This is a genomic window from Streptomyces sp. HUAS YS2 (assembly GCF_033343995.1).
GTDB lineage: Bacteria > Actinomycetota > Actinomycetes > Streptomycetales > Streptomycetaceae > Streptomyces > Streptomyces solicathayae.
Window position 1 is genome coordinate 1,476,808 of record NZ_CP137573.1, and the last position, 26,596, is coordinate 1,503,403.

General features: G+C 72.0%; 21 protein-coding genes. 11 read left to right on the plus strand and 10 right to left on the minus strand.

Annotation, left to right across the window (positions count from 1 at the left end; genetic code table 11):
* Positions 1 to 57 precede the first annotated feature (57 nt).
* Positions 58 to 1,149: an adenosine deaminase gene (locus tag R2D22_RS06905; RefSeq protein ID WP_318101951.1), complete on the plus strand. Its 1,092-nt coding sequence runs from the start codon at positions 58 to 60 to the stop codon at positions 1,147 to 1,149.
* On the opposite strand, the gene R2D22_RS06910 is transcribed toward R2D22_RS06905, so the two are convergent.
* The 7 genes from R2D22_RS06910 to R2D22_RS06940 all read right to left on the minus strand — a co-directional run bounded on the left by R2D22_RS06910 (position 1,128) and on the right by R2D22_RS06940 (position 10,400).
* The gene (locus R2D22_RS06910) at positions 1,128 to 2,693 is read right to left on the minus strand and encodes a serine hydrolase (RefSeq protein ID WP_318101953.1); all 1,566 of its coding nucleotides are present in this window, start codon (positions 2,691 to 2,693) and stop codon (positions 1,128 to 1,130) included. The genes R2D22_RS06905 and R2D22_RS06910 overlap by 22 nt on opposite strands.
* Before the next feature lie 96 nt (positions 2,694 to 2,789).
* Positions 2,790 to 4,634 (minus strand): CocE/NonD family hydrolase, encoded by a 1,845-nt coding sequence (locus R2D22_RS06915; RefSeq protein ID WP_411976987.1) that lies wholly within the window; start codon positions 4,632 to 4,634, stop codon positions 2,790 to 2,792.
* Positions 4,635 to 4,775: 141 nt separating this feature from the next.
* Positions 4,776 to 5,735: a S66 peptidase family protein gene (locus R2D22_RS06920; RefSeq protein WP_318101956.1), complete on the minus strand. Its 960-nt coding sequence runs from the start codon at positions 5,733 to 5,735 to the stop codon at positions 4,776 to 4,778.
* The gene (locus R2D22_RS06925; protein WP_318101957.1) at positions 5,732 to 7,720 is read right to left on the minus strand and encodes a S9 family peptidase; all 1,989 of its coding nucleotides are present in this window, start codon (positions 7,718 to 7,720) and stop codon (positions 5,732 to 5,734) included. The genes R2D22_RS06920 and R2D22_RS06925 overlap by 4 nt, the downstream gene beginning before the upstream one ends.
* Positions 7,721 to 7,770: 50 nt before the next feature.
* Entirely contained in the window at positions 7,771 to 9,114 is a 1,344-nt protein-coding gene (locus R2D22_RS06930; protein ID WP_318101958.1) for a M20/M25/M40 family metallo-hydrolase, read from the minus strand.
* On the minus strand, positions 9,107 to 9,940 hold the full coding sequence (locus R2D22_RS06935; RefSeq protein ID WP_318101959.1) for a M55 family metallopeptidase: 834 nt from the start codon (positions 9,938 to 9,940) through the stop codon (positions 9,107 to 9,109). The genes R2D22_RS06930 and R2D22_RS06935 overlap by 8 nt, the downstream gene beginning before the upstream one ends.
* Before the next feature lie 109 nt (positions 9,941 to 10,049).
* Complete coding sequence (locus R2D22_RS06940) at positions 10,050 to 10,400, minus strand: hypothetical protein (protein WP_318101960.1); 351 nt, start codon at positions 10,398 to 10,400, stop codon at positions 10,050 to 10,052.
* A 102-nt stretch (positions 10,401 to 10,502) separates the two neighbouring features.
* On the opposite strand from R2D22_RS06940, the gene R2D22_RS06945 reads away from it, so the two are divergent.
* A complete protein-coding gene (locus tag R2D22_RS06945) occupies positions 10,503 to 11,132 on the plus strand; it encodes a GNAT family N-acetyltransferase (RefSeq protein WP_318101961.1) in 630 nt (209 codons plus the stop codon).
* A gap of 7 nt (positions 11,133 to 11,139) precedes the next feature.
* Here the strand turns inward: R2D22_RS06945 and R2D22_RS06950 are convergent, their stop codons facing one another.
* Both R2D22_RS06950 and R2D22_RS06955 read right to left on the minus strand, forming a co-directional pair.
* Entirely contained in the window at positions 11,140 to 13,593 is a 2,454-nt protein-coding gene (locus R2D22_RS06950) for an MFS transporter (RefSeq protein WP_411976988.1), read from the minus strand.
* A gap of 255 nt (positions 13,594 to 13,848) precedes the next feature.
* Positions 13,849 to 14,292, minus strand: a complete 444-nt coding sequence (locus R2D22_RS06955) for an SRPBCC family protein (protein WP_318101963.1) — start codon at positions 14,290 to 14,292, stop codon at positions 13,849 to 13,851.
* A 147-nt stretch (positions 14,293 to 14,439) separates the two neighbouring features.
* On the opposite strand from R2D22_RS06955, the gene R2D22_RS06960 reads away from it, so the two are divergent.
* The 3 genes from R2D22_RS06960 to R2D22_RS06970 are packed head-to-tail and all read left to right on the plus strand — an operon-like array spanning position 14,440 to position 17,628.
* On the plus strand, positions 14,440 to 15,468 hold the full coding sequence (locus R2D22_RS06960; RefSeq protein WP_318109615.1) for an Rv2578c family radical SAM protein: 1,029 nt from the start codon (positions 14,440 to 14,442) through the stop codon (positions 15,466 to 15,468).
* A gap of 59 nt (positions 15,469 to 15,527) precedes the next feature.
* Complete coding sequence (locus tag R2D22_RS06965) at positions 15,528 to 17,165, plus strand: alpha/beta hydrolase (RefSeq protein ID WP_318101964.1); 1,638 nt, start codon at positions 15,528 to 15,530, stop codon at positions 17,163 to 17,165.
* A 37-nt stretch (positions 17,166 to 17,202) separates the two neighbouring features.
* Positions 17,203 to 17,628, plus strand: coding sequence for a RidA family protein (locus tag R2D22_RS06970; protein ID WP_318101965.1), 426 nt, complete (start codon positions 17,203 to 17,205; stop codon positions 17,626 to 17,628).
* On the opposite strand, the gene R2D22_RS06975 is transcribed toward R2D22_RS06970, so the two are convergent.
* Positions 17,625 to 18,245, minus strand: a complete 621-nt coding sequence (locus tag R2D22_RS06975; protein WP_318101967.1) for a HEAT repeat domain-containing protein — start codon at positions 18,243 to 18,245, stop codon at positions 17,625 to 17,627. The genes R2D22_RS06970 and R2D22_RS06975 overlap by 4 nt on opposite strands.
* A 312-nt stretch (positions 18,246 to 18,557) precedes the next feature.
* On the opposite strand from R2D22_RS06975, the gene R2D22_RS06980 reads away from it, so the two are divergent.
* The 6 genes from R2D22_RS06980 to R2D22_RS07005 all read left to right on the plus strand — a co-directional run bounded on the left by R2D22_RS06980 (position 18,558) and on the right by R2D22_RS07005 (position 26,594).
* A complete protein-coding gene (locus tag R2D22_RS06980) occupies positions 18,558 to 20,339 on the plus strand; it encodes a 3-hydroxyacyl-CoA dehydrogenase family protein (RefSeq protein WP_318101969.1) in 1,782 nt (593 codons plus the stop codon).
* 91 nt (positions 20,340 to 20,430) lie between these two features.
* Positions 20,431 to 21,294, plus strand: a complete 864-nt coding sequence (locus R2D22_RS06985) for a TetR family transcriptional regulator (RefSeq protein WP_318109616.1) — start codon at positions 20,431 to 20,433, stop codon at positions 21,292 to 21,294.
* A gap of 416 nt (positions 21,295 to 21,710) precedes the next feature.
* The gene (ccrA, locus tag R2D22_RS06990) at positions 21,711 to 23,048 is read left to right on the plus strand and encodes a crotonyl-CoA carboxylase/reductase (protein WP_318101970.1); all 1,338 of its coding nucleotides are present in this window, start codon (positions 21,711 to 21,713) and stop codon (positions 23,046 to 23,048) included.
* A 29-nt stretch (positions 23,049 to 23,077) separates the two neighbouring features.
* Positions 23,078 to 25,114 carry a protein meaA gene (locus R2D22_RS06995; protein ID WP_318101972.1) on the plus strand — a complete coding sequence of 679 codons (2,037 nt, stop codon included), beginning with the start codon at positions 23,078 to 23,080 and terminating at the stop codon, positions 25,112 to 25,114.
* Complete coding sequence (locus R2D22_RS07000; protein ID WP_189505393.1) at positions 25,111 to 26,076, plus strand: HpcH/HpaI aldolase/citrate lyase family protein; 966 nt, start codon at positions 25,111 to 25,113, stop codon at positions 26,074 to 26,076. Before R2D22_RS06995 ends, R2D22_RS07000 begins: the two co-directional genes overlap by 4 nt.
* 5 nt (positions 26,077 to 26,081) lie before the next feature.
* On the plus strand, positions 26,082 to 26,594 hold the full coding sequence (locus R2D22_RS07005) for a MaoC family dehydratase (protein WP_318101974.1): 513 nt from the start codon (positions 26,082 to 26,084) through the stop codon (positions 26,592 to 26,594).
* Positions 26,595 to 26,596: the final 2 nt, after the last annotated feature.

The window sequence follows — 26,596 nt, forward strand, 5'->3', positions numbered from 1 at the left end:
CGGGCTGTCGCCGCCGTCACAGCGCGCGGGTCACCCGGTGGCGTACACTTCCGCGCCATGCACTTGTCTGACAACTCTGCCGCCTCCGCCACCACCGTGGCCGAGTGGATCCGCCGCGCCCCCAAGGCCGTGCTGCACGACCACCTGGACGGCGGCCTGCGCCCCGCCACCATCGTGGAGCTGGCCCGCGCCTGCGGCTACAGCGCGCTGCCGACCGAGGACCCGGCCGAGCTCGCGGTCTGGTTCCGGGACGCCGCCGACTCCGGTTCGCTGGAGCGGTACCTGGAGACCTTCGCCCACACCTGCGCGGTGATGCAGACCCGCGAGTCCCTGGAGCGGATCGCGGCCGAGTGCGCCGAGGACCTGGCGGCGGACGGCGTCGTCTACGCCGAGATCCGGTACGCCCCCGAGCAGCACCTGGAGGGCGGGCTGACCCTCGACGAGGTCGTGGAGGCCGTGAACGCGGGCTTCCGCGAGGGCGAGCGCCGCGCCGGCGGCCGGATCACCGTCCGCACCCTGCTCACCGGCATGCGGCACACCGACCGTTCGCTGGAGATCGCCCGGCTGACCGTCGCGCACCGGGACAACGGCGTGGCGGGCTTCGACATCGCCGGCGGCGAGATCGGCAACCCGCCGGCCCGCCACCTCCCCGCCTTCCAGCACCTGAAGCGGGAGAACTGCCACTTCACCATCCACGCGGGCGAGGCCGTCGGCGCCGAGTCCATCCACGAGGCCGTGCAGGTCTGCGGCACCGAGCGGATCGGCCACGGCGTGCGGATCACGGAGGACATCGCCGAGGACGGCACGCTCGGCCGGCTCGCCGCGTACGTCCGCGACAACCGCATCGCGCTGGAGGTCTGCCCGACCTCCAACCTCCAGACGGGCGCGGCGAAGGACTACGCCTCGCACCCGATCGACGAGCTGCGCCGCCTCGGTTTCCGGATCACCCTCAACACCGACAACCGGCTGGTCTCCGGCACCACCATGAGCGAGGAGTTCCAGCACATGGCGGACGCCTTCGGCTACGGCCCGGAGGTCTTCGAGGAGTTCACCATCGCCGCGCTGGACGCCGCGTTCCTGCCCCTGCCCGAGCGGCAGCGGCTGATCGACGAGGTCATCCGCCCCGGCTACGCCGTGCTCGCGGGCTGATCGCCGCCGCCGACGCGGGTGAACCTGCCGAGTCCTTCGGTGTTGAGGTACTCGACGGTGAAGGACTTGCCGTCCGGGGTGAAGGTGACCCCGGTGCGGCCGACCGCGTTCTCCCCCGCGGTCTCGAAGCTGAAGGTGTCGCCGTCGTAGTGCGTCAGCGCGTACGTCTGGGGCTTCGGCCCCAGACGGAGCGTCAGGGTGCCGTCCGTACCGGCGACCACCTGCGCGCGCCCGTAGTAGGGGCTCGTGTATGTGCCCGTGTAGGTGTCGGCGGCCTGCGCGGGCTCGGCTCCGGACGGCGGGTGCGCGTAGTCGGTCTTCGACCGGCCCGCGTCCGCCTCCTGCTGGTACAGGGCGTCGACGAGCGGGATCCAGTCGCGGCTGACCTCGCCTGTCTCCGCGATGTCGAAGAAGTCGAGGGCGACGGCGTCGGCGACGCCGACGGGTGAGGTGTTGGTGAGGACGACGATGCCGAGCTGCTCGCCGGGCAGCATCGTGACGTTGGTGTGCGCGCCCTGGGCGAACGCTCCCGTGTGCGAGAGCCTGAGTCGGCCCGCGTCGTCGTAGCTGACGTTCCAGCCGAGGCCGTAGAAGCCGGTGCGGCCGGCCGGGGCGTGGGGCGGGTTGGCGACCGCCTCGGGCCAGTGGGTGCGCTCCAGGGCCTCGGCGTCGATGATCTGCCGGCCGTCGAGCTTCCCGTTCGCGAGCTGCAGGCGCATCCAGGTCGCCATGTCGCGGACGGTGGAGCTGACGCCGCCGGCCGGGGACTGGGCGTCCGGGTCGCGGACGAACCGCGCCTTCCAGGCGTCGCCGACCCTGACGTGGCCGTAGGCGCGGTCGGAGGCGTTCACGTAGTCCTCGAAGCGCGAGCTGGTGGAGTCCATGCCGGCCGGCTCGTACAGGACGTCGTCCGCGAGCTTCTCCCAGCTCATACCCTTCTTGTCGGCGACGGCCTGGGCGGCGGCCGTCAGGCCGAAGTTGGTGTACGCGTAGCTGGCGCGGAACGGGGTGAGGGGCTCGTAGCGCAGGTGGGACAGGATGTACGCGCGGTCGTAGCCGAGGTCCTCGAGGAGGTCCCCGGCGTGGTCGGGCAGTCCGCTGCGGTGCGAGAAGAGGTCGGCGGCCGTCACGTGCGAGGTGACCCACGGGTCCTTCAGCTTGAAGTCCGGCACGTTCGGGGCGACGGGAACGGTCCAGCCCTCGGTTCCCACGGCACCGGAGACGACAGTGGACGCGATCGGTTTCGAGACCGAGGCGAGCTGGAAGACGGTGTCGGCGTCGACGGCGGCCTTCTCGCCGGCCTTCCGTACGCCGTACCCCTTCATGTGGAGCACTTCGCCGTTGTGGACGACGGCCACGGCCACGCCCGGCACCCCGGTGCGTTTCATGGCCGCCTCGACGACGCCGTCCAGGCGGTCGACGGCCCGGTCGACGTCCGCGTCGTCGAGCTGTGCGGGGGGCTGGGGCGGGGGCGGCGAGGGTCCTGGGGCGGTGGCGCCCAGCAGCGCCGTCAGCCCGGCCGCGGCAAGCAGTCGAAGGCTCACCTCTCCATTCAAAGCCCTCCCGCGGTCTCTGTCGCGCGGACGGCCGGGCGCCCGCGGCCTCGCACAGGGGCGCCCGGTCGACCGAAGGGCTGCCGCCTATCCGACCCGGCCGCGGACGAGGGGAAGTTCCAGCGTCCCGGTGTCCTCGGGGGCGCTGGTGACGGTCACCGGCTTGACGCCGCGGTTGCCGGAGTACGCGGTGTCGCTCGCCGCGATCACGAACTGGAGCCGGTGGCCGGTCTCGTAGCGGTGCACGATGCCGGGCAGCTCGACCGTGAACGGGCGGGTGACGTCGGGCACTCGCACCGGCGCGACGAGCCGGTTGACCAGGGTCTTCGTGCCGTCCGGGGCCAGGTCGTAGACCTTGGCGAAGAGGACCAGCTTGTCGGCCGCGTCTCCGGAGCCCTGGACCCGCTCGGTCTTCGGGGAGATCACCTTCAGGGTCGCCTTCGGGGAGCCCACGAGGTCGGCGGGCGCGGTGAGCGGGGCGCTCGTCCAGTCCAGGTACGTGCCCTTGATGTCGTACGGCTTCGGGTCGGGCAGGCCGATCATGCCCGCCAGCGAGGACTCCGAATGGCTCGTGGGCACGAGCCAGTTGGCGTACGCGCGGGAGCCCCGGGCGACCTTGGCGCGGTTGTCGACGAGCTTGCCGTCGCCGGAGAGGTACAGCTTCTGGCTCGGCGCGGGGACACGGTCGGCGGTGCCGTAGCCGGACTGCCAGTCGCGGTAGTAGGCGAACTGGGGCCCGGTATGGGTGCTCTGATTCTTCCTCAGGTAACGGTCGAACCAGGCGAGGATCCGCTTGCCGACGTAGGAGGTCTCCAGGTTGCCCTCGCCCAGGTTGAGTTCGCCGGCCGCCGGATCGGTGAGGCCACCGCTGTGGCCCCAGGACTGCCAGATCATCTTGGCCGGGACGCCCTGCGCGCGCAGCTGCCGATAGCTGTCCCGGGCCTCGTTGAGGTTGAAGAGGCTGTCGGACTGGCCCTGCACGACGAGGGTGGGCGCCTTGACCCGGTCGAGGTACGAGACCGGCGAGACGCTGTGCGCGAAGTCGAGCATCTTGCGGGTCTCGGCGTCGGGGTAGCGGCCGGAGTTGAGGAGCCGGACGGTGTCGCAGGCGTCGGTGACGAAGTGCAGGCAGCCCAGCCGGTTGATCCGGGACGGGTCGAGCGACGGCACGAGCAGCGGCTGACCCTCGCCCATCAGGTAGAAGCCGTTGGCCCACTGCCACTTGAAGACGCCGGGGGTGGTCCGGTCGGCCCCGTTGGGGGCCAGCGAGTAGGCGAGGTCGTTCCAGGTGATGAGCGGGACGAGGGCGTCGAGCCGCGGGTCGACGGAGGCGGTGGCGAGCTGGATCGCGCCGCCGTACGAACCGCCGATCATCCCGACCCGCGGGTCGCCGGCACCGTCCCGGAGCACGTAGTCGGCTCGGGTGCCGTCGTCGGCGGCGCGGGTCCCGCCGAGGAAGTCGAGCAGCCGGGCGGCTGCCTGTCCGTCGATCCGCGGGTCGTCGAGGGAGACCAGGCAGCCGGACTTCCCGAAGCCGAGGCCCGAGTAGACGAGGGAGACGTAGCCGCGGGCGGCGAATGCCTTGCCGGTGGCGGCGGTCGAGCCGTCCGTCTTGCTGCCGCCGAAGCCGTTGGTGGTGAGGACGGCGGGCGCGGGATGCGCGGCGTCGACGCCGTCGGGCCGGTACAGGTCGGCGTCGACGGCGCAGGTCCGGTCGCCGGCCCGGACGGTGAAGCTCAGCGGCGTCACCGTGTAGGTACCGCCGCCGGGCTCGGCGGCGCCCGCGGGCGTGGCGAGGGCGAGGGGTGCGGCCAGGGCGGCCGCGGCGGCGAGGGAGAGGGCCTTGCGGGGTCGGGACACGGATGACCTCCACGCTGAGGACGCAGGAATGACCCGACGCCTACCGACTGGTAGGTATCGGGCCGCGCCCATGGTGTGACACGTGTCAGAGCTCCGTCAACGCGCAGGACGCACGTTGTTGACGGAGATTCAGTGAAGGCCTCGGGATCCGGAGTCGGTCCGGAGGCGCCGCGGGAGTCCACTCCCGGACGGGTCAGTCCAGGGCCGGACGGGTCAGCCCAGGGCCGGGGAGTCCAGGGTGAGCGTCCTCGCGTCCGCGTCCAGCACCGCGCCGACGCCGAGCGGGAGCGTCAGCGTGCTCGCGCAGTGCCCGAAGCCGAACTCCTCCACCACCGGTACGCCCAGCCCGGACAGCCGGTCCGCGAACAGGGCGTGGAGCTCGTCGTACGGGCCGCACTCCTCCCACGACCCGAGCAGGACGCCGGTCACGCCGTCCAGCGTTCCGGCGCGCAGCAGCTGGGTGAGGATGCGGTCGAGCCGGTACGGCTCCTCCCCCACGTCCTCCAGGAGCAGCAGCCCGCCGCGGCCGGTGGGGCGGGCGTCCGGGGTACCGAGGCCCGCGGCGAGCAGGGAGACGCAGCCGCCGAAGGTGACGCCGCGGGCACGGCCGGGGACCATGGTCCGGGCGGTGCCCGAGCCGGTCACCGTCCGGACCGACTCCGGTTCGAAGAGGGTGGCCCGCAGGTGCTCCTGGGTGGCCGGGTCCTTCAGGAAGGTCATCGCGGCGACCATCGGCCCGTGCAGGGTGGCGAGCCCGGTCCTGAGCGCGAACGCCTCGTGGAGCGCGGTGACGTCGCTGTAGCCGACGAACACCTTGGGCCCGGCCGCCCGTATCGCGGCCCAGTCGAGCAGTTCCACCATGCGCTGGGCGCCGTAGCCGCCGCGGGCGCAGAGCACCGCCGCGACCGTCGGGTCGCACCAGGCCTCCTGGAGGTCCCGGGCGCGTCCTTCGTCCGTCCCGGCCAGATAGTCCAGGCCGGGGTGGGCGGCCAGGACGTGCGGGGCGACGACCGGTTCGACGCCCCAGCCGCGCAGGATCGCGAGCCCGGCCGCGAGCCGGTCCTCGGGGATCGGACCGCTGGGCGCGACGACGGCGACCCGGTCACCGGAACGCAGCCGGCGGGGGCGGGTGAGCGGCGCGAGCGGGGCATCGGCTCCGCGCGGGGTCGTCACGGCTTCAGCTCCAGCCGGGGGACGTCGGGCCGGTCGATGCCGAAGGTCTGTACGTACAGGGAGAGTTCGGCCTCGAGCGCGCGGACCAGGGTGTCCTCGCGGCGGAAGCCGTGCCCCTCCCCCTCGAACGAGAGGTACGCGTGCGGGACTCCCCGGCCGGCCATCCGGGCGAGGAAGCGCTCGGACTGCCCGGCCGGGCAGATCACGTCGTCGAGGCCCTGGAGCAGCACGAACGGGGCCCTGATCCGCTCCGCCCCGGCGACCGGGGAGCGTTCCTGGTACCGGGCGGGCACCTCGTCGAGAGGGCCGATCAGCGTGTCCAGGTAGCGGGACTCGAAGTCGTGGGTGCCGCCGGTGGCCCAGCCCACCAGGTCGATGACGGGGTAGATGATGGTGCCGCAGGCGTACAGGTCGGTGGCGACGAGCGAGGCGGCGGTGGTCCAGCCGCCGGCGCTGCCGCCGCGGATCGCGAGCCGTGCCGGGTCGGCGGTGCCCTCGGCGGCGAGCGCCTCGGCGACGGCGGCGCAGTCCTCGACGTCGACGACGCCCCACTGCTCGCGCAGCCGGTTCCGGTACTCCCGGCCGTACCCCGTCGAGCCGCCGTAGTTGACCTCGGCGACGCCGATGCCACGGGAGGTGAAGTAGGCGATCTCCAGGTCGAGGACGAGCGGGGCGTGCCCGGTGGGCCCGCCGTGCGCCCAGACCACGTACGGCGGCAGCTCGTCGCCCGGCGCGACCCGGTCGGGGTTGTGCGGCGGATAGACGTGGGCGTGGATCTCGCGGTTGTCCGGGCCGGTGAAGGTGCGGATCTGCGGCTCGGGGTAGTACACGGGGTCGACCGGGTCCGCGTGCGCCCGGCCGACGGCCCGGGCCCGGCCGGTACGGGTGTCGAGTTCGACGACCTCGGCGGCGCTGCGCGGGCTGGCCGCGACGCCGACGACGCGGGTGCCCTGGACGGTCAGGGTGGCGGCCCACGCGGTCCACGGGCCGGCGACGTCGACGAGTTCGCCGGACTCGGGGTCGAGTATGCCGAGGGCGGTGGCGCCCCGGCCGTGGACGGTGGCGATCAGTCCGCCCGCCAACGGGCGGAACCAGCTGAGGCCGATCTTCCAGAGCGGGCCGCCGAACTCCTCCTCGCGGGGGCAGAGCGCGGTGGGCTCCTCGTCCGGGCGATCGGGGTCGAAGCGGTGGAGGTTCCACCAGCCGGTGCGGTCGCTGGCGTACAACAGCCGGCCGTCGGGGGCCCATTCGACCTGCGGGACCGACTCCTCGGGGCCGCCCAGGACGCGGTGCGCGTCGTGGAACGCGCCGTCCGCGCCGACGTCGGCGAGCAGCACCTCGGTGCCGTCCCAGGGCATCAGCGGATGGTCCCAGCCGATCCAGGCCACGCGCCGGCCGTCCGGGGAGAGTCGTGGCCCGGTGACGAACCGGTGCCGCCCGTCGGAGAGTTCGCGCACCGCGGCGCGGTCGTCGGCGGCTGAGCCGTCCAGCGGGACAGCGGCCACGACGCGGCGCACGTCCGTCGGACCTTCGCCGGTGAACTCCTCCAGGACGCACCAGACTTCGCCCCGGTCGGGGTGGATCACCGGGTCGGCCCAGCGCAGCCCTCCGCCGACGGCGGAGAGCGGGGTGAGCGGGCGCGGCGGGGCGTCACCGTCCGGCTCGTGAACGTACAGGCGCTGGTCGGGGAAGTGGCTGAACACGATCAGTGGCCCGCCGGCGGCGCGGGCGACGCCGGCCCAGGGCTGTCCGCCGTACTCGATCACGCGGGTCCGCACGTTCCACGGGGCGGGCAGCACGGATTCCTCCGTGCCGTCCGGCCGGAGCCGTACGAGGGCGCGCCGGCCGCCCTCGGCGGGGCGGGGCGCGGTCCACCACAGTTCGTCGCCGACGGTGCCGACGTACTCGGGCCGGCCGTCGTGCGCGGCGGTGAGGCGGGCGTCGATCGGGGAAGGCCAGCTGCCGTAGGCCGCCGTGGGTACCATCGCAACTCCCCTTGTGCGTGACGCGGTTGAAACGTTGCGCGGGCCGCGGGTCACGCGGTCCGCAGATAGCGGTCGAGGACGCGGACGCCGAAGTGCAGGGCCTCGACCGGCACCCGCTCGTCGACCCCGTGGAACAGCGCCGCGTAGTCGAGCCCGGCGGGCAGCTTCAGGGGGGAGAAACCGTATCCGGTGATGCCCAGCCGGGAGAACTGCTTGGCATCGGTCCCGCCGGCCATGCAGAACGGGACGACGTGTCCGGTCGGGTCGAAGTGCTCGACGGCGGCGCGGAGTTTGGCGTACGTCGGAGAGTCGACGGGGGCCTGGAGCGGGATCTCGCGGTGATGGAAGCGCCAGTCGACGTCGGGGCCGGTGAGTTCGTCAAGGGTGGCGGCGAACTCCTCCTCGGTGCCCGGCAACATCCGTCCGTCGATGGACGCGGTGGCGTGCCCGGGGATCACGTTGACCTTGTAGCCGGCGTCCAGCATCGTCGGGTTCGAGCTGTTGCGGACGGTGGGCTCGACGAGCGCGGCGGCCGGGCCGAGCTTCTCCAGGAGCACGTCGACGTCGAAACGGGGGTCGTCGAGGTCGGCCTCCATGCCGTACACGGCGGCGAGTTCGGACAGGCAGGCGCGGACGGTGGGGGTGAGCCGGACCGGCCAGCGGTGGGATCCGATGCGCGCGACGGCGGAGGCGAGCCGGGTGACGGCGTTGGCGGTGTTCACCTTGGAGCCGTGACCGGCCCGGCCGATAGCAGTCAACTCCAGCCAGGCAGTGCCGCGTTCGCCGGCGGCGATCGGGTAGAGCGTGATGCCTGGCTCGGGGTGGAAGGTGAACGCGCCGGACTCGCTGATGCCCTCCGTACAGCCCTCGAACAGTTCGGCGTGCCGGTCGGCGAGGAAGTCGGAGCCGTCGACGGCGCTGTCCTCCTCGTCGGCGGTGTAGGCGATCACGATGTCCCGGCGGGGGCGGACGCCGTGCCGGGCCCAGGAGCGGACGACGGCGAGCACCATCGCGTCCATGTTCTTCATGTCGACGGCGCCGCGGCCCCACACCACACCGTCGCGGACCTCGCCGGAGAAGGGGTCGACGGACCAGTCGGCGGCCTCGGCGGGCACGACGTCCAGGTGGCCGTGGACGAGGAGGGCGTCGGCGGACGGGTCGGTGCCGGCGATCCGGGCGACGACGTTGGTGCGGCCGGGCGTGCGCTCCAGCAGGACGGGTTCGAGCCCGGCGCCGGCGAGCCGCTCGGCGGCGTACTCGGCGGCCGGGCGCTCTCGGCAGTCACCGCCGCCGCGGTTGGTCGTGTCGATGCGGATGAGCTCGGAGGTGAAGGCGACCACCTCGTCGAGCGCGAGGTCGTCGACACCTCCGGTCTCCCGGGTCTGCTCACCCATACTGCTCCTCCACCGCGGCGGAGACGATCGTGGTGACCGCCTTGAACGAACGAATACCCTCGTACATGGTCGCGCTGGTGTACGCGACCTTGCGCTCCCCCGTGCGCGCCACGCCGGGAACCACCGTGGCGGCGTCGGCCAGGTGCTCCGCGTCGAACTCGAGCGCGATGGTGTGCGGCCCGTCGCTCACCGGCGCGTGCCGGCCGGCCAGGCTCGCGGCGTCCTGCGCGGCGGCCCGGATGTCGGCCGCGGTACGGGTCGGGGTGCGGCACACCGCCGCGTACCGGGAGACGTGGTCCTTGACCGCGACCTTGCGCGCCCCGGGCGCGTAGCCGAGCGCGTCCTCGCAGGTCAGATCGTCACCGGTGACGAGCACCACGGGCACCCCGTACTCGGCGACGACGTGCGCGTTGAGCAGCCCCTCGCTCGCCCTCACCCCGTCGAGCCAGACCCCGGTGATCGAGTTGGCGAGGTACGTGTGCGCGAGCACCCCCTCGGTCCCCGCCCCGGTGTGGTAGCCGACGAACGCGATCCCGTCCACGTCCCCGTGCTGCACGCCCTCCACCATGGACAGCGACTTGTGCCGCCCCGTGAGCATCTCGACCCGCTCGTCGAGCCGCTCGAGCAGCAGGTTCCGCATGCTCCAGTGCGCCTCGTTGACCACCACCTCGTCGGCCCCACCGTCGAAGAACCCGAGCGCCGCCGCGTTCACGTCCGACGTGAACATCCCCCGGCACCGCTCCCACTGTGGCGTCCCCGGCAGCACGTCCCCCGGCCAGGTGACCCCGGTGGCGCCCTCCATGTCGGCACTGATCAGGATCTTCATGCCACTCCTGTTCCCGGATGTTCCCGGACGCGGACGGACGGACCGACGAAGCAGCATCCTTGTTGATCCGCCCGCCCTTGTCACCGGTGGACACACCGCCGGACGGTGCTCACTCCGGCGTCAGCCGCTCCGCCAGGGAGACCCCGGCCCGCTCGGCCGCGATGCGGTCGGCACGGAGTTCGGCGCGGGTACGGGGACGCGGCTCGGGTTCGCGCGTGCAGCCGCAGGGTGATCGGCCCTCGTAGCGGAGGCCTTCGGCCAGGACCGCGGCCACGACGGACCACGCGCGGGCGTCCCGCCGGGGCGGTGGCGCGAAGTCGTGGCCGGCGCAGAGCAGCGGGCGGGCGCAGTTCGGGCACGCGTGCTCGCGGCCCTCGTCCGCCGGATGCCGCTTGAAGCTGACGCGGCACGACACGCACGCGTAGTGCAGCTTGTAGGAGGTCATCGCGTAGACGCACACGCGACGACCGTACCGCCCGGGAAATCCCGGTGCCGTCGCCCGGTCCGTTCTGGAAAGCTGCCCCCGGAGATCCGACGGCTCGCGACAGGGGTGCACTGCGGCATGACGTTCAGGTTCGAAGGGCCCGTGCTCGAAGGGGATCGGGTGCGGCTGGAGCCGCTGGGGGCGGGGCATGCGGAGGAGCTCGCGGGCGCCGTCGAGGAGGACCGGGGGTCGTACACGTACACCTGGGTGCCGCGGGCGGCGGACGTGCCCGCGTACGTCGACACGCAGGTCGGACGGGGCGCCGCCGGGGAACTCGTACCGTACGCGCAGGTGGACCGCGCGACCGGGCTCGCCGTCGGCGTGACCTCGTTCTGCAATCCGCGCTACCGGGCCGGGACCGGGGCGCTGCTCGCCGTCGAGCTCGGGTACACCTGGCTCGGCGCGTCCGCGCAGGGGACCGGGATCAACGCCGAGGCCAAGTACCTGCTGTTCCGGCACGCGTTCGAGCGCTGGAGCGTCGGGCGGGTCGACCTCATGACCGACGCGCGCAACGCCCGCTCCCGGGCCGCGGTCGAGGCCACCGGCGCCCGCCTCGAAGGGGTGTTGCGGAACTGGGCGCTCTCCTGGGTGGAGGGGGAGGAAGGGCGGCTGCGGGATTCCGCCATGTACTCCGTGGTCGCCGAGGAGTGGCCCGAGGTGCGGGGCACGCTGGAGCGGCGGCTCGCGCGGTACCGGGCGCGGGCCTGACCCGTCGTCAGTCCTCGTGGCCCAGCTGGACGTCGCGTTCCGTCCGGCCGCCGCCCGCGACCTGGAGGACCGTCGCGACGGGTGGGTAGCCCGCCGCGATGACGGTGTACTCGCCGGAGGACAGGTCCACGAAGCGGAACGTGCCGTCCGGGCCGGTCGTCAGCGTGTCGACGACGTTCCCGGCCGCGTCGAGGAGCGTCACGCGGGCGTCCTCCACCGGCCGGCCGCCGCCCGCCCGCACCGTGCCGCGCAGCACCGCCCCGCCGGCGAGTTCCACGTCCTGACGGGTCTCGCGCGCCGCCTGCACGGTCACCGGCAGAGCCACGGGCCGGAACGCGGGGGCGCTCGCGGCCAGGGTGTACTCCCCCGCCACCAGCTCGGTCATCACGTAGCCGCCGTCCCGCCCGCTGCGCGTGGACGCGACGACGTCGCCGCGTACGTCGGTGAGCGTCACCGCCGCGTCCCGTACCGGCGTGCCGTCCGCCGTGGCGACCGTACCGGCCAGCCGGCCGGCCCCGCCGAGCACCACGTCCAGTTCCACCGGCCGGTCGCCGACGGTCACCGAGACCGCCTGCGGCTGGTGGCCGCCGGCCGCCGCGATCAGCACGTACGAACCCGAGCCGGGCACGCTCAGCGCGTACCGCCCGTCCTCCTCGCTCGCGCCGCGTCCGATCTGCTGTCCCTGGACGTCGATGAGGGTGAGCGCGGCGCGCGGCACGCAGGACCCGTCGGGGTGCTGGACGGTGCCGCAGACGGGCACGCCGGCGAGGCCGGGGGCCGAGCTCCTCGCCCTCGGGACGGCGGGGGCCTCGGCGGTGTGGGTGGGGTGGGACACCAGCGGTTTCTCCTTGAGGAAGAAGGCGAGGAGGAGGCCGAGCGCGAGGACCGGCACCAGGTAGAGGAAGATCCGCGGCATGGCCTCCGCGTACGCGTGGATGTACGCGTCGCGCAGCACCGGCGGCAGCGCGTGCACGGTCTGCGGGGTGATCGACTCGGCGTCGGGCAGCTTCACCCCGGCCGGGAGTCCGGCGGCGACCCCGTCCGCGAGGCGCTCCGACAGCGCGCCGTCGAGCCGGTGGGCGAAGAGGGTGCCGAAGACGGCCGCGCCGACGCTGCCGCCGATCTGCCGGAAGTAGTTGTGCGCGCTGGTCGCCGCGCCGAGGTCGGCGGGCGGCACGGAGTTCTGCACGGCGAGGATCAGGACCGGCATGACCAGGCCGATGCCGACGCCGAGCACCGCCTGCCAGACGCTGTGGTCCAGGCGGGGCGTGCCGACGTCCATCCGGGAGAGCAGCCACATGCCGACGACGGACACGGCGCCGCCGAGCACCGGATAGATCTTGTAGTGGCCGGTACGGCTGATGAGCTGCCCTGAGACGACGGACGCGAGGACGATGCCGCCCATCAGCGGCAGCATCAGCAGCCCCGACTCGGTGGCCGTGGCGCCCTCGACCATCTGCAGGAAGGTGGGCAGGTAACTCGCCGCGCCGAACAGCGCCACCCCGATCACGGCACCGACCAGGCTGGTCACGGTGAAGACCGAGTCGCGGAACAGCCGCAGCGGCAGGATCGGTTCGGGCGCGTGGTGCTCGACGACCAGCAGGAGCACGGTCGTTCCGGCGGCGCCGGCGGCGAGTCCGAGGATCACCCGGGAGTCCCAGGCGTACTCGGTGCCGCCCCAACTGGTCAGCAGGACCAGGCAGGTGGAGGCGGCGGCGAGCAGGATCGCGCCGAGGACGTCGAGCCGCGCGCGGGTCCGGGGCCTGGGCAGCTTCAGCACCCCGGTGACGACGGCGAGCGTGATCAGACCGAAGGGGACGTTGAACCAGAAGCACCAGCGCCAGGAGACGTGGTCGGTGAAGAACCCGCCGAGCAGCGGCCCGGCCACCGAGGCGAGGCCGAAGGCCGCGCCGATGAGACCCATGAACCGGCCGCGCTCGCGGGCCGGGACGATGTCGGCGATGATCGCCTGGACACCGATCATCAGCCCGCCCGCGCCGATGCCCTGGACGGCGCGGAAGGCGATGAGCTGGTCCATCGTCCGCGACCAGCCGGCGAGGGCCGAGCCGGCGACGAAGACGACGATGGCGAACTGGAAGACGCCCTTGCGGCCGAAGAGGTCGCCGAGTTTGCCGTAGACCGGCAGGCCGATGGTGGCGGTGAGCAGGTACGCGGTGATCGCCCAGGACATCCGGTCGAGGCCCTGGAGTTCGCCGACGATCTTCGGCAGGGCGGTGGCGACGATCATCTGCTCCAGTGCGGCGAGCAGCAGCGCGAGCATCAGCCCGACGAAGACCAGCCGGGTGCGGCGTGGGCCGAGTTCGTACGCGGCGGACCCCTGCGCATCGGATCCGGCTCCGGCCGCCCCCGCCGCCGGCTCCTCGAAGACACCCGGCTCCGGTTCCGCGGCCTCCGGCGACGCACCGTCTCCCGCGCCCTTCACCAGCGTCATGCCGCCCACCTGCCGCTCCCCTCGTCGCGTCCGCGACGCCATTCTTCGCATCAGGAGCGAAGCGGGATCAAGCCGGATGGTACGGGAGATCAGGGGCGGAGAGCGGCGTGAACGGCCGGGCGCGGACGCACAGTTGGCGCGCTCATCAGCGACTTTCCCGCGCCCCGGCGCACTCCGGGGCACGACACGGGCGCTCCCGGGCCGTGAGGGAGAACCACCCGAACCGGTGAGCGCCGTGCCGCCCCGCGCGGGGTTCCGCGAGGGTTACTTCTGGACCTCGGCGGCGAGCTTGTCGAGCACGGCGTCGTAGATCCGGGCGAGGCCCTTGGGTGCGAAGGTCTTCTCGAAGAAGCCGCCGATGCCGCCGGCGCCGTTCCAGACCGTGGTGACGACGGCCTTGGACTTCCCCTCGCCCGCCGGGGTGACGGTCCAGGTGGTGACCATGGAGGAGTTGCGGTCCTTCTCGACGAGCTGCCCGTCGGTCGGCTCGGTCACCTCCAGGAGGCAGTCGCGGATGCGCTTGCTGGTGGCCTGGAGCTTCCAGTGCACGAGCGTGCCCTCGCCGTCGCCGCCCTCGCGCACCTCGTACTCGCTGAAGTGCTCGGGGAGCACCTTCGCCCGGGTGCCCGAGTAGTCGGCCAGGGCGTCGAACACCGTCTCCGCGTCCGCCGCGATGATCCGCTCCGTCGTGGCTTCGACCTGCGCCATTCCACTTCCTCCAGCTTCGGGTTCCTCGGGGGTACGGGCCCATCCCATCACCTGCGCCCCGCCGCCCAAAATCCGGGTTGCGACGATCAAGGGAACATGTGTTCTATTCTCGGGTCAGTGCGAGGCAGTACTACCGAGGAGGCGTCCATGCGCTGGGACCATCTGGGCGACGAACCCGCCGCCACCACGGACCCCGCCCTGTTCGGCGCGGGCGCGGTCACCACCCGCACCTTCGACACCCCCGAGTTCCGCGGGATCACCTTCCACGAGGTGCGGGCCCGGTCGATCGTGAACCGGGTGCCGGGCGCGTCCCGGATGCCGTTCGAGTGGACGGTCAACCCGTACCGGGGCTGCACGCACGCCTGCGTGTACTGCTTCGCCCGCAAGACGCACAGCTATCTGGACCTCGACACCGGGATCGGCTTCGACTCGCAGATCGTGGTGAAGATCAACGCCCCCGAGCTGCTGCGCCGGCAGCTCGCCTCCCGCCGCTGGCAGGGCGCGCACATCGCGATGGGCACCAACGTGGACTGCTACCAGCGCGCGGAGGGCCGCTACCGACTGATGCCGGGGATCATCGCGGCGCTGCGCGACCACGCCAACCCCTTCTCCATCCTCACCAAGGGCACGCTGATCCTGCGCGACCTGGAGCTGCTGCGGCAGGCCGCGGACGTGACCGAGGTCGGCATCTCCGTCTCCGTCGGCTTCACCGACCAGCAGTTGTGGCGCACGGTGGAGCCGGGCACCCCCTCGCCGCAGCGTCGTCTCGACGTCGTGCGCACGCTCACCGGGCACGGCATCGGCTGCGGCGTCCTCATGGCCCCGGTCATCCCCTTCCTCGGCGACCGCCCCGAGCAGCTGCGCGAGACGGTCCGGGCGATCGCCGAGGCCGGGGCGACGTCGGTGACCCCGCTCGTGCTGCACCTGCGACCGGGGGCACGCGAGTGGTTCATGGCCTGGCTGCGTGAGCACCACCCGGGGCTGGTCGGCCGGTACGAGCGGATGTACGCGGACGGCGCGTACGCACCGACCTGGTACCAGCGCCGGATCACCCGCCAGGTGCATGAGCTGGCCGCCGAGTTCGGGATCGGACCGGCGCATCGGGGCGCGTCCCGGCGCATACCCGAGCCCGACGCGCCGGCGCTCGCGGGGCCGACGCAGCTCACCCTCCTCTGATTGGGTCAACTCTCGGCGGAAGTGGTCCTTCCGCTCGGGCTTGCGGGCACGGACGCCCTATGAACCCACGCGCAGGAGTGCTGTTCGCCGCGGGGGCGCTGCTGACCGGTACGGTCGCCGCCCTGCCCGCTTCCGCGTCACCGGCACTCGACCCTCCCTCGACAAGGCAGGCGACACCGACGAGCGGGCCGACGACGCGTCCCGCCGCCCGGCTGATCTGGACCGGCTGCGCCACCAAGCGCTACCCCCGGCTCGAATGCTCGTCCCTCACCGTGCCGCTGGACCACGACGCTCCGAAGAGCCGGACGATCACGCTCGCCCTGTCCCGGGTCGCGCACACCGCCAGGACCTCCCAGGGTCCGCTCCTCGTCAACCCCGGCGGCCCTGGCGGCAGTGGCCTGTCGATGGCCGGGTTCGTCGCCGCCTCGCTGCCGGCGAAGCTGGCCGCGCAGTACGACGTGATCGGCTTCGACCCGCGCGGCGTCGGCCGCAGCGAGCCCGCCCTGAACTGCCTGCCCGGCCACTTCGAGCCGGTACGCCCGGACTCCGTGCCGCGCGACTTCGACGCCGAGCAGGCCGGTCTGGAGCGGGCCCGCTCCTTCGCGGCCGCCTGCGGGTCCAAGTACGGCGACCTGCTCCGGCACATGGACACGGTCAGCACCGCGCGGGACCTCGACGCGATCCGCCGGGCGCTGGGCGCGCCGAAGCTCAACTACTTCGGCTACTCGTACGGCACCTACCTCGGCGCCGTCTACGCGAAGCTGTTCCCGGAGCGCGTGCGCCGGTTCGTACTGGACTCGATGGTCGACCCGAAGGGCGTCTGGTACGAGGACAACATCGCCCAGGACCTCGCCTTCGACACCCGGCACAAGGCGTTCGCCGCGTGGGTGGCGCGGCACGACGCCACGTACCGGCTGGGTTCCGACCCGGCCGCCGTCGAGGCCGCCTGGTACACGATGCGGGACGCGCTGCGCCGTACACCGGCCGGCGACGTGGTCGGTCCGGGCGAGCTGGAGGACACCTTCCTGCCGGGCGGCTACTACAACGGCTACTGGCCGCAGCTGGCCGCGGCGTTCGCCGCGTACGTCAACGACAAGGACAGCGCGCCGCTGGTCGCCGCGTACCGGACCTTCGGCGCGACCGACTCCTCGTCGGAGAACGGCTACTCCGTCTACACGAGCGTGCAGTGCCGGGACGCGGCGTGGCCGCGCGACTGGAACGTGTGGCGCGCCGACAACTGGGCGGTGCATTCGAAGGCCCCCTTCTCCACCTGGAACAACGCCTGGTACAACGCGCCCTGCGCGTTCTGGCCGGTGGAATCGCGCTCGCGGGTCGACGTGACGAACGCGGAGGTGCCGCCGATGCTCCTCTTCCAGGCGACGGACGACGCGGCCACCCCGTACGAGGGCGGTGTCAGCCTGCACCGGTCGGTGGCCGGCTCCAGCCTGGTAGTCGAGGAGGGCGGCGGGAATCACGCGGTGACGCTGGGCGGGAACAGTTGCCTGGACGAGCACCTGGTGCGCTACCTGGAGACGGGCGCGGTGCCGCGCGGCGCGGACGGCGCGGAGGCGGACGCGACCTGCGCGGCGCTGCCCGACCCGAAGCCCGCGAAGGCGGGCAGCGCCCGCGCGGCCGCCGCGCCGAGCGCGGCGACGGGCGGCGCGGCGTTGCACGGACTGCTCGGACACCGGGGCTGACACCTCGCTGTCAGAGGCATCCGCGAGGATGGCGGGCATGACGACGCATCTCACCCATGTGCCCGCCCCCGCAGGGCTCGCCGCGAGTCCGCAGTACAGCCATGTCGTCTGGGGTACCGGCCGGTTCGTCGCGATATCCGGCCAGTGCTCCTTCGACGCCGAGGGAGCGGTGGTCGGGGCCGGCGACCCGGCGGCACAGGCCCGTCAGGTGTTCGCGAACCTGCGCCGCTGCCTCGCCGCCGCGGGCGCCGGGTTCGGGGACGTGGTGAAACTGACGTACTTCGTCACGGACGTGGCGCACCTCCCGGCGGTGCGGGCCGCACGGGACGAGGCGTTCGGCGCGGCTCCCCTGCCGGCCGCCTCCGCGGTCCAGGTCTCCGCCCTCGTCCGGCCGGAACTGCTGATCGAGATAGAGGCGTTCGCGCTCGTCCCGGACGAGCGCGAAGCCGACGCTCCGGCCTAGTCGGCGAGCCGGCGAGTCGGCTGGTCCGCGAGTCGGCCGAGCGCGGTGCGGGCGGCCGGGCCGAGCCTCGGGTGCGGGATCGCCGCCTCCAGGACCGGCCGCGCGCGGACGTCGCCGAGCGCGCCCAGGCCCTCGGCGCAGGCGACGCCCACCCGCCAGTGCGGGTCGTCCGCCTTGAGCCGCCGCTCCAGGACGGTCATCAGCGCCGGCACCGACTCGGGCGCGCGCAGATCAGCGAGCAGACGGACCGGCAGGAGGGCGTAGGCGACGCGGAGTTCGTTGGTCGCGAGCGCCGCGGCGGCCCGTGCGGTGCGCGGGTCGCCGAGCCGGGCCAGCGCGTACGCGGCCGAGACGCAGCGCTCGGGGTCGCGGTGGTTGAGCAGCAGGACCAGGGCCTCGAAGGCGCGGGCGTCGCCCGCGAGGCCGAGCCGGAAGGACGCGATCTCCCGCGCCCAGAGCGGCTGTCCGGGCGCGGTCAGGACGCGCGCGAACTCGCTTTCGTCCCGGGTCGCGACGAGTTCCTCGAAATCCGCCAGGGCGGCTTCGGAGTCGCCTTGGATCTCGTCCCGCAATCGATCGATCATCGAGCAGAATTCCGGGTCCCGAGCGATATCCATGGCGTGCAGCGTATCCGCGATCCAGATCACATTTTCCGTACTTCTCAGGGCTGGCGCGCTCGTTACCCGCCGGTTAATCTCAAGTGAGCGGGTAACCCCCGCACCGCCCATGACGGCCTGGTGACGCAGCCGTTGTGGGATCGAGTTTGTCGGTTCGGCAGTTTTCGACGTGACTCCGGGACAGAGTCCGTCGCTTTTTCCCACGCGTTCCGCGCGCATGGCGCGACCGTACGCACGCGTGTTTCCCAGCGATTCGTTCGCTCCCGCATTGCCGCCCTCAGTCGTCACTCTTCACCTCCCTGGAGTCCCCTGATGGACACCCCTCTCTCCACCATCGCCGTCGTCGGCCTCGGCACCATGGGCACCGGCATCGCCGACGTGCTCGTCCGGGCCGGCCGCGAGGTCATCGGCATCGACATCAGCGAAGCCGCCGTCCGCAACGCGGTCACCGCGCTCGAGGCCTCCACGGCCCGCGCCGTGAGCCGCGAGCGCATCACGGAGGAGGAGCGGCAGGACGTCCTGGCCCGCTTCCGCACCTTCACCGACCTGCAGGCCGCCGCCGAGGCCGACCTCGTGATCGAGGTCGTGCCCGAGTCGTACGAGGCCAAGCAGGAGGTGTTCCGGGCGCTGGACACCATCGTCCGCCCCACCACGATCATCGCCACCGGCACCAACGCGCTGTCCGTCACGCGGCTGGCCGCCGACTCCGCGCACCCGGAGCGGGTCCTCGGCCTGCACTTCTTCACCCCGGTCCAGGCGATGAAGCTGGTCGAGGTGGTCTCCTCGGTCCTCACCGCCCCGCAGGCCGTCGAGGCCGTCACGTCGCTGGCGCTGGACCTCGGCAAGGAGCCCGTCGCGGTCGGCGACCGCCCCGGCTTCGTCGCCGACGGGCTGCTGTTCGGCTACCTCAACCAGGCCGCGGCGATGTACGAGGCCAAGTACGCCTCCCGCGAGGACATCGACGCCGCGATGCGGCTGGGCTGCGGCCTGCCGATGGGCCCGCTGGCGCTGCTCGACCTGATCGGCATCGACACCGCCCGTACCGTCCTGGAGGCGATGTACAGCGAGTCCCAGGACCGGCTGCACGCCCCCGCCCCGATCCTGAAGCAGCTCAGCGAGGCCGGCCTGACCGGCCGCAAGTCGGGCCGCGGCTTCTACACGTACGAGGCCCCGGGCTCCGCCGAGGTCGTCCGCGACGCGCTGACCCCGCTGGAGGCCGCCGCGGCGGGCACCGGCCGCGAGGTCCGCTCCGTCGGCGTCGCCGGCTCCGGCACCATGGCCTCCGGCATCGCAGAGGTCTTCGCCAAGGCCGGGTACGACGTCGTCCTGGCCGCCCGCTCGGACGAGAAGGCCGAGGCCGCCAAGGCCCGGATCGCCAAGTCGCTGGGCCGCTCCGTCGACAAGGGCCGGATGACCGGCGAGGCGCGCGACGAGACCCTGGCCCGGATCACCCCGGCCGGCTCGCTGGACGCCTTCGCCGACGTCGACCTGGCGGTCGAGGCGGTCGCCGAGGACCTGGCGGTCAAGCAGGAGCTGTTCGGCCGGCTGGACAAGATCTGCAAGCCGGGCGCGGTGCTGGCCACCACCACCTCCTCGCTGCCCGTCGTCGCCTGCGCCCGCGCCACCTCGCGCCCGCAGGACGTCATCGGCATGCACTTCTTCAACCCGGCCCCGGCGATGAAGCTGGTCGAGATCGTCCGCACGGTGCTCACCGCCGACGACGTCCACGCCACCGTCCGCGAGGTCACCACGAAGATCAGGAAGCACCCGGTGGACTGCGGCGACCGGGCCGGCTTCATCGTGAACGCGCTGCTCTTCCCGTACCTGAACAACGCGATCAAGATGGTCCAGGAGCACTACGCCACGCTGGACGACATCGACGCCGCCATGAAGCTGGGCGGCGGCTACCCGATGGGACCGTTCGAGCTGCTCGACGTGGTCGGCCTGGACGTCTCGCTCGCCATCGAGCAGGTGCTGCACCGCGAGTTCCGGGACCCGGGTCTCGCCCCGGCGCCGCTCCTCGAGCACCTGGTGGCCGCGGGCTGCCTGGGCCGCAAGACGGGGCGCGGCTTCCGCGAATATGCCCGCCGCTGACCCGTACGCGGGGTGGGGCGGGCTGCTGGAGCCCACCGGCGGCCCGCCCCCGCAGGCGCACTCTCCTGCACCGATGCAGTACGTTCAGGACATGTCCAAGGCCGCGAAGACACCCCGTGCCACACCTCAGCCCGACGCTCCCGCCACGGAGAGCGCCGCGGGCACCCGCGCCGCCGCCCAGCGGCTCAAGATGCGCCGTGAGCTGGCGGCGGCGGCGATGGAACTCTTCGCGACCAAGGGCTACGAGGCGACCACGGTCGACGAGATCGCGGCCGCGGCCGGCGTGGCCCGGCGGACCTTCTTCCGCCACTTCCGCTCCAAGGAAGAGGCGATCTTCCCGGATCACGACGACACCCTGGTGCGCGCCGAGGCGGTGCTCAACGCGGCGCCGCCGCACGAGCACCCGCTGGACACGGTCTGCCGGGGCATCAAGGAAGTCATGAAGATGTACGCGGGGTCCCCGGCGGTCTCCGTGGAGCGCTACCGGCTCACCCGCGAGGTGCCGACCCTGCGGGAGCGGGAGATCGCCTCGGTGGCCCGCTACGAGCGGCTGTTCACCCGGTACCTGCTCGGGCACTTCGACGAGCGCGACCACCACGACGGCAACGACGACCCGCTGCTGGCCGAGGTGGCCGCCTCGGCGGTCGTCACGGCCCACAACCACGTACTGCGGCGCTGGCTCCGGGCCGGCGGCCAGGGCGACGTGGAGGCCCAGCTGGACCACGCCTTCGCGATCGTGCGGGAGACGTTCGGCACCGGCATAGGGGCGCGGCCCGTCGCGGCCGCTCCGTCGGCCCCGGCGACGGTTCCGGCGGCTCCGCCGGCTCAGGCCGAGCCGGCGCGGCCCGCCGCGACGGCCTCCACCGAGGGCGGTGTGCTGGTCGCCGTGGCACGGACCGACGCCCCGCTGGACGAGGTCATGCGGACGATCCGGCAGGCCCTCGCGGAGAGCTGAACCACACCGAAACGATCGATCATTGCAACGGCCGCCCCGTCACGGGGCGGCCGTTTCCGCTGGTGAGGGGCTTTTCTGATCGATCATCGCTCATGCGTGACCGGCAGATTGCATCTGAGTGAAATTGTTGGCACCGAGTGCCTTGTCAGGTGACACGGCGTGCCATACGTTGATGTTGTCCGGGCGGCCGGCGCGCAGAGATCTCCTCGTGCGCCGGCTGTCCCCACAAGCGATCGTGTTTGTGCGCCCGGACGCCTGCGTCACAGGCACCCTTTGCGCCCCACCACCGGCGCAGCCACCGCACCACCCCCGCCGAACCGACGGCACACCTCCACAGCAGCACCCCTCAACCCTCGATCCGAGGGGGATCTCCCTCACCGGTCCCCCTCGCACAGCCGCACCGCCGGAGGCATCCCGTGAAGGACATCCTGGACGCGATCCAGTCGCCGGACTCCACGTCCGCAGACTTCGCCAACATCAAGCTGCCCGAGTCCTACCGTGCGGTGACCGTGCACAAGGACGAGCAGGAGATGTTCGCCGGGCTCGCGAGCCGCGACAAGGACCCGCGCAAGTCGCTGCACCTCGACGACGTCGCCCTGCCGGAGCTCGGCCCGGGCGAGGCCCTGGTCGCCGTCATGGCCAGCTCCGTGAACTACAACTCGGTCTGGACCTCGATCTTCGAGCCGGTCTCCACCTTCGGCTTCCTGGAGCGTTACGGCCGGCTCAGCGAGCTCAGCAAGCGCCACGACCTCCCGTACCACATCATCGGCTCCGACCTCGCGGGCGTCGTGCTCCGCACCGGCCCGGGCGTCAACGCCTGGAACCCCGGCGACGAGGTCGTCGCGCACTGCCTCTCCGTCGAGCTGGAGTCCTCGGACGGCCACAACGACACGATGCTCGACCCCGAGCAGCGCATCTGGGGCTTCGAGACCAACTTCGGCGGCCTCGCCGAGATCGCGCTCGTCAAGTCCAACCAGCTGATGCCGAAGCCCGACCACCTCAGCTGGGAGGAGGCGGCGTCCCCGGGCCTCGTCAACTCCACCGCGTACCGCCAGCTGGTCTCCCGCAACGGCGCCGGCATGAAGCAGGGCGACAACGTCCTGATCTGGGGCGCCTCCGGCGGCCTCGGCTCGTACGCCACCCAGTTCGCGCTGGCCGGCGGCGCCAACCCGATCTGCGTCGTCTCCTCCCCCGAGAAGGCCGACATCTGCCGCTCCATGGGCGCGGAGGCGGTCATCGACCGCAACGCCGAGGGCTACAAGTTCTGGAAGGACGAGCACACCCAGGACCCGAAGGAGTGGAAGCGCTTCGGCAAGCGCATCCGCGAGCTCACCGGCGGCGAGGACATCGACATCGTCTTCGAGCACCCGGGCCGCGAGACCTTCGGCGCCTCCGTCTACGTCACCCGCAAGGGCGGCACCATCACCACCTGCGCCTCCACCTCGGGCTACATGCACGAGTACGACAACCGCTACCTGTGGATGTCCCTGAAGCGCATCATCGGCTCGCACTTCGCCAACTACCGCGAGGCGTGGGAGGCCAACCGCCTGATCGCCAAGGGCAAGATCCACCCGACGCTGTCGAAGGTCTACTCCCTGGAGGACACCGGCCAGGCCGCGTACGACGTGCACCGCAACCTGCACCAGGGCAAGGTCGGCGTGCTCGCGCTGGCCCCCGAGGAGGGCCTTGGCGTGCGCAACCACGAGCTGCGCGCCCAGCACATCGACGCGATCAACCGCTTCCGGAACATCTGACGGACCGGCTGAGAGGCGAGAGCACTGCGATGACAGAGCGTCAGAAGGACCGGCCGTGGCTCATGCGGACGTACGCCGGCCACTCCACGGCCGAGGCGTCCAACGAGCTGTACCGGCGCAACCTGGCGAAGGGCCAGACCGGTCTCTCGGTCGCCTTCGACCTGCCGACCCAGACCGGCTACGACCCCGACCACATCCTCGCCCGCGGCGAGGTCGGCCGGGTCGGGGTCCCGGTCTCGCACCTCGGTGACATGCGCCGACTGTTCCAGGACATTCCCCTGGAGCAGATGAACACCTCGATGACCATCAACGCCACCGCCATGTGGCTGCTGGCGCTGTACCAGGTGGTCGCCGAGGAGCAGGGTGCGGACATCACCAGGCTCCAGGGCACGACGCAGAACGACATCGTGAAGGAGTACCTGTCGCGCGGGACGCACGTCTTCCCGCCCGGCCCCTCGCTCCGCCTCACGACGGACATGATCGCGTACACGGTCAACAACATCCCGAAGTGGAACCCGATCAACATCTGCAGTTACCACCTGCAGGAGGCGGGGGCCACTCCGGTCCAGGAGATCTCGTACGCGATGTCCACCGCCATCGCGGTGCTCGACGCCGTCCGCGACTCGGGCCAGGTGCCCGAGGAGCGGTTCGGCGAGGTGGTCGCCCGCATCTCGTTCTTCGTGAACGCGGGCGTCCGCTTCATCGAGGAGATGTGCAAGATGCGCGCCTTCGGCCGCATCTGGGACAAGATCACGCTGGAGCGGTACGGCATCGAGAACGCCAAGCAGCGCCGCTTCCGCTACGGCGTCCAGGTCAACTCGCTCGGGCTGACCGAGGCCCAGCCGGAGAACAACGTCCAGCGCATCGTGCTCGAGATGCTGGCCGTCACGCTCTCCAAGGACGCGCGCGCCCGGGCCGTGCAGCTGCCCGCCTGGAACGAGGCCCTCGGCCTGCCCCGGCCCTGGGACCAGCAGTGGTCGCTGCGCATCCAGCAGGTGCTCGCGCACGAGTCCGACCTGCTGGAGTACGAGGACATCTTCGCCGGCTCGCACGTCATCGAGGCCAAGGTGGAGTCCCTGGTCGCCGAGTGCCTGGCCGAGATCGACCGGATCCAGGAGATGGGCGGCGCGATGGCGGCCGTCGAGTCCGGCTACCTGAAGTCGCAGCTGGTCTCCTCGCACGCCGAGCGGCGGGCCCGGATCGAGGCCGGCGACGAGAAGATCGTCGGCGTCAACATCTTCGAGACCACCGAGGAGAACCCGCTCACCTCGGACCTCGACACGGCGATCATGACGGTCGACCCGGCCGTCGAGGCCCGCGTGGTCGGCTCGCTGAAGGACTGGCGCGACACCCGCTACCAGCCGCCGTTCAACCACCCGCGTCCCTGCAAGGCGCTGGAGAGGCTGAAGGAGGCGGCGCAGGGCACCGGGAACCTCATGGAGGCCACCCTGGAGTGCGCCCGCGCCGGGGTCACCACTGGTGAATGGGCCGGGGCGCTGCGCGAGGTCTTCGGCGAGTACCGCGCCCCCACGGGCGTCTCCTCCGCCCCGGTCGCGGTCACGGCCGAGGAGGGCACCCCGCTGGCCCAGGTCCGCGAGAAGGTCGCCCGGACCGCCGAGGAGATCGGCGCCGGACGGCTGCGGCTCCTGGTCGGCAAGCCGGGCCTGGACGGCCACTCCAACGGGGCCGAGCAGATCGCGGTGCGTGCCCGGGACGCCGGTTTCGAGGTGGTCTACCAGGGCATCCGGCTGACCCCCGAGCAGATCGTCAACGCGGCCCTCGCCGAGGACGTGCACTGCGTGGGTCTGTCGATCCTCTCCGGCTCGCACTCCGAGCTGGTCCCGGACGTCCTCGACCGCCTCCGTGAGGCCGGCGCGCCGGACATCCCCGTCATCGTCGGCGGAATCATCCCGAACGCCGACGCCGCAGAACTGAAGCGCGCGGGTGTCGCCGCCGTCTTCACACCGAAGGACTTCGGTATCACCGAGATCATCGGCCGTATCGTCGACGAGATCCGGAAAGCTCACAAGCTCAGCCCCCTTGATCGTACGGAGGTCCCCGCATGACCAGCCCCGTGAACCGGCTCCGCCCCCGCCGCTCCTGCCTGGCGGTCCCCGGCTCCAACCCGCGCTTCCTGGAGAAGGCCCAGGGCCTGGCGGCCGACCAGGTCTTCCTGGACCTGGAGGACGCCTGCGCGCCGCTGGCCAAGCCGGAGGCCCGGCACACCATCGTGAAGTTCCTGAACGAGGGCGACTGGACGGGCAAGACCCGCGTGGTCCGCGTCAACGACTGGACGACCCACTGGACGTACCGTGACGTCGTCACCGTCGTCGAGGGCGCCGGCCAGAACCTCGACTGCATCATGCTGCCGAAGGTCCAGGACGCCCAGCAGATCGTCGCCCTCGACCTGCTGCTCACGCAGATCGAGAAGACCATGGGCTTCGAGGTCGGCAAGATCGGCATCGAGGCGCAGATCGAGAACGCCCAGGGCCTCGTCAACGTGAACGCGATCGCCCAGGCCTCGCAGCGCGTCGAGACGATCATCTTCGGCCCGGCCGACTTCATGGCCTCCATCAACATGAAGTCCCTGGTCGTCGGCGAGCAGCCGCCCGGCTACCCGGCGGACGCGTACCACCACATCCTGATGAGCATCCTGATGGCCGCCCGCGCCAACAACCTCCAGGCGATCGACGGCCCCTACCTCCAGATCCGCAACCCGGAGGGCTACAAGGCCGTCGCGCAGCGCGCCGCCGCCCTGGGCTTCGACGGCAAGTGGGTGCTGCACCCGGACCAGGTCGCCGCCGCGAACGAGATCTTCTCGCCCTCGCAGGAGGACTTCGACCACGCCGAGCTGATCCTGGACGCGTACGACTACTACACGTCCGAGGCCGGCGGCAAGAAGGGCTCCGCGATGCTCGGCGACGAGATGATCGACGAGGCCTCCCGCAAGATGGCCCTGGTCATCTCCGGCAAGGGCCGCGCCGCCGGCATGCAGCGCACCAGCAAGTTCGAGATCCCGGAGGCCTGAGTCCGATGCAGTTCGGCCGCACCTACGAAGAGTTCGAAGTCGGCGCCGTGTACAAGCACTGGCCCGGAAAGACGGTCACCGAGTACGACGACCACCTCTTCTGTCTGCTGACGATGAACCACCACCCGCTGCACATGGATGTGAACTACGCCGAGAACACGACGGACTTCAAGAAGAACGTCGTCGTCGGCAACTACATCTACTCGCTGCTGCTCGGCATGTCCGTGCCGGACGTCTCGGGCAAGGCCATCGCCAACCTGGAGATCGAGTCGCTGCGCCACGTCGCGCCGACCTTCCACGGCGACACCATCTACGGCGAGACCACGGTCCTCGACAAGACGCCGTCGAAGTCGAAGAGCGACCGCGGCATCGTCTACGTCGAGACCAAGGGCTACAAGCAGGACGGCACACTCGTGTGCGTCTTCCGCCGCAAGGTGATGGTCCCGACCGCCGAGTACATCGAGGCGCGCGGCGGCGAGCAGGCCGGCCGCCCCGAGCTGAAGGAACAGGGGAAGTAGCC

What these genes read in the sequence shown, in the direction of transcription:
- R2D22_RS06905 (WP_318101951.1), top strand. Translation starts at nt 58, where the DNA reads ATGCACTTGTCTGACAACTCTGCCGCCTCCGCCACCACCGTGGCCGAG.
- R2D22_RS06915 (WP_411976987.1), bottom strand. Translation starts at nt 4,634, where the DNA reads ATGGGCGCGGCCCGATACCTACCAGTCGGTAGGCGTCGGGTCATTCCT.
- R2D22_RS06925 (WP_318101957.1), bottom strand. Translation starts at nt 7,720, where the DNA reads ATGGTACCCACGGCGGCCTACGGCAGCTGGCCTTCCCCGATCGACGCC.
- R2D22_RS06930 (WP_318101958.1), bottom strand. Translation starts at nt 9,114, where the DNA reads ATGGGTGAGCAGACCCGGGAGACCGGAGGTGTCGACGACCTCGCGCTC.
- R2D22_RS06935 (WP_318101959.1), bottom strand. Translation starts at nt 9,940, where the DNA reads ATGAAGATCCTGATCAGTGCCGACATGGAGGGCGCCACCGGGGTCACC.
- R2D22_RS06945 (WP_318101961.1), top strand. Translation starts at nt 10,503, where the DNA reads ATGACGTTCAGGTTCGAAGGGCCCGTGCTCGAAGGGGATCGGGTGCGG.
- R2D22_RS06955 (WP_318101963.1), bottom strand. Translation starts at nt 14,292, where the DNA reads ATGGCGCAGGTCGAAGCCACGACGGAGCGGATCATCGCGGCGGACGCG.
- R2D22_RS06960 (WP_318109615.1), top strand. Translation starts at nt 14,440, where the DNA reads ATGCGCTGGGACCATCTGGGCGACGAACCCGCCGCCACCACGGACCCC.
- R2D22_RS06965 (WP_318101964.1), top strand. Translation starts at nt 15,528, where the DNA reads ATGAACCCACGCGCAGGAGTGCTGTTCGCCGCGGGGGCGCTGCTGACC.
- R2D22_RS06970 (WP_318101965.1), top strand. Translation starts at nt 17,203, where the DNA reads ATGACGACGCATCTCACCCATGTGCCCGCCCCCGCAGGGCTCGCCGCG.
- R2D22_RS06975 (WP_318101967.1), bottom strand. Translation starts at nt 18,245, where the DNA reads ATGGATATCGCTCGGGACCCGGAATTCTGCTCGATGATCGATCGATTG.
- R2D22_RS06980 (WP_318101969.1), top strand. Translation starts at nt 18,558, where the DNA reads ATGGACACCCCTCTCTCCACCATCGCCGTCGTCGGCCTCGGCACCATG.
- R2D22_RS06985 (WP_318109616.1), top strand. Translation starts at nt 20,431, where the DNA reads ATGTCCAAGGCCGCGAAGACACCCCGTGCCACACCTCAGCCCGACGCT.
- R2D22_RS06995 (WP_318101972.1), top strand. Translation starts at nt 23,078, where the DNA reads ATGACAGAGCGTCAGAAGGACCGGCCGTGGCTCATGCGGACGTACGCC.
- R2D22_RS07000 (WP_189505393.1), top strand. Translation starts at nt 25,111, where the DNA reads ATGACCAGCCCCGTGAACCGGCTCCGCCCCCGCCGCTCCTGCCTGGCG.
- R2D22_RS07005 (WP_318101974.1), top strand. Translation starts at nt 26,082, where the DNA reads ATGCAGTTCGGCCGCACCTACGAAGAGTTCGAAGTCGGCGCCGTGTAC.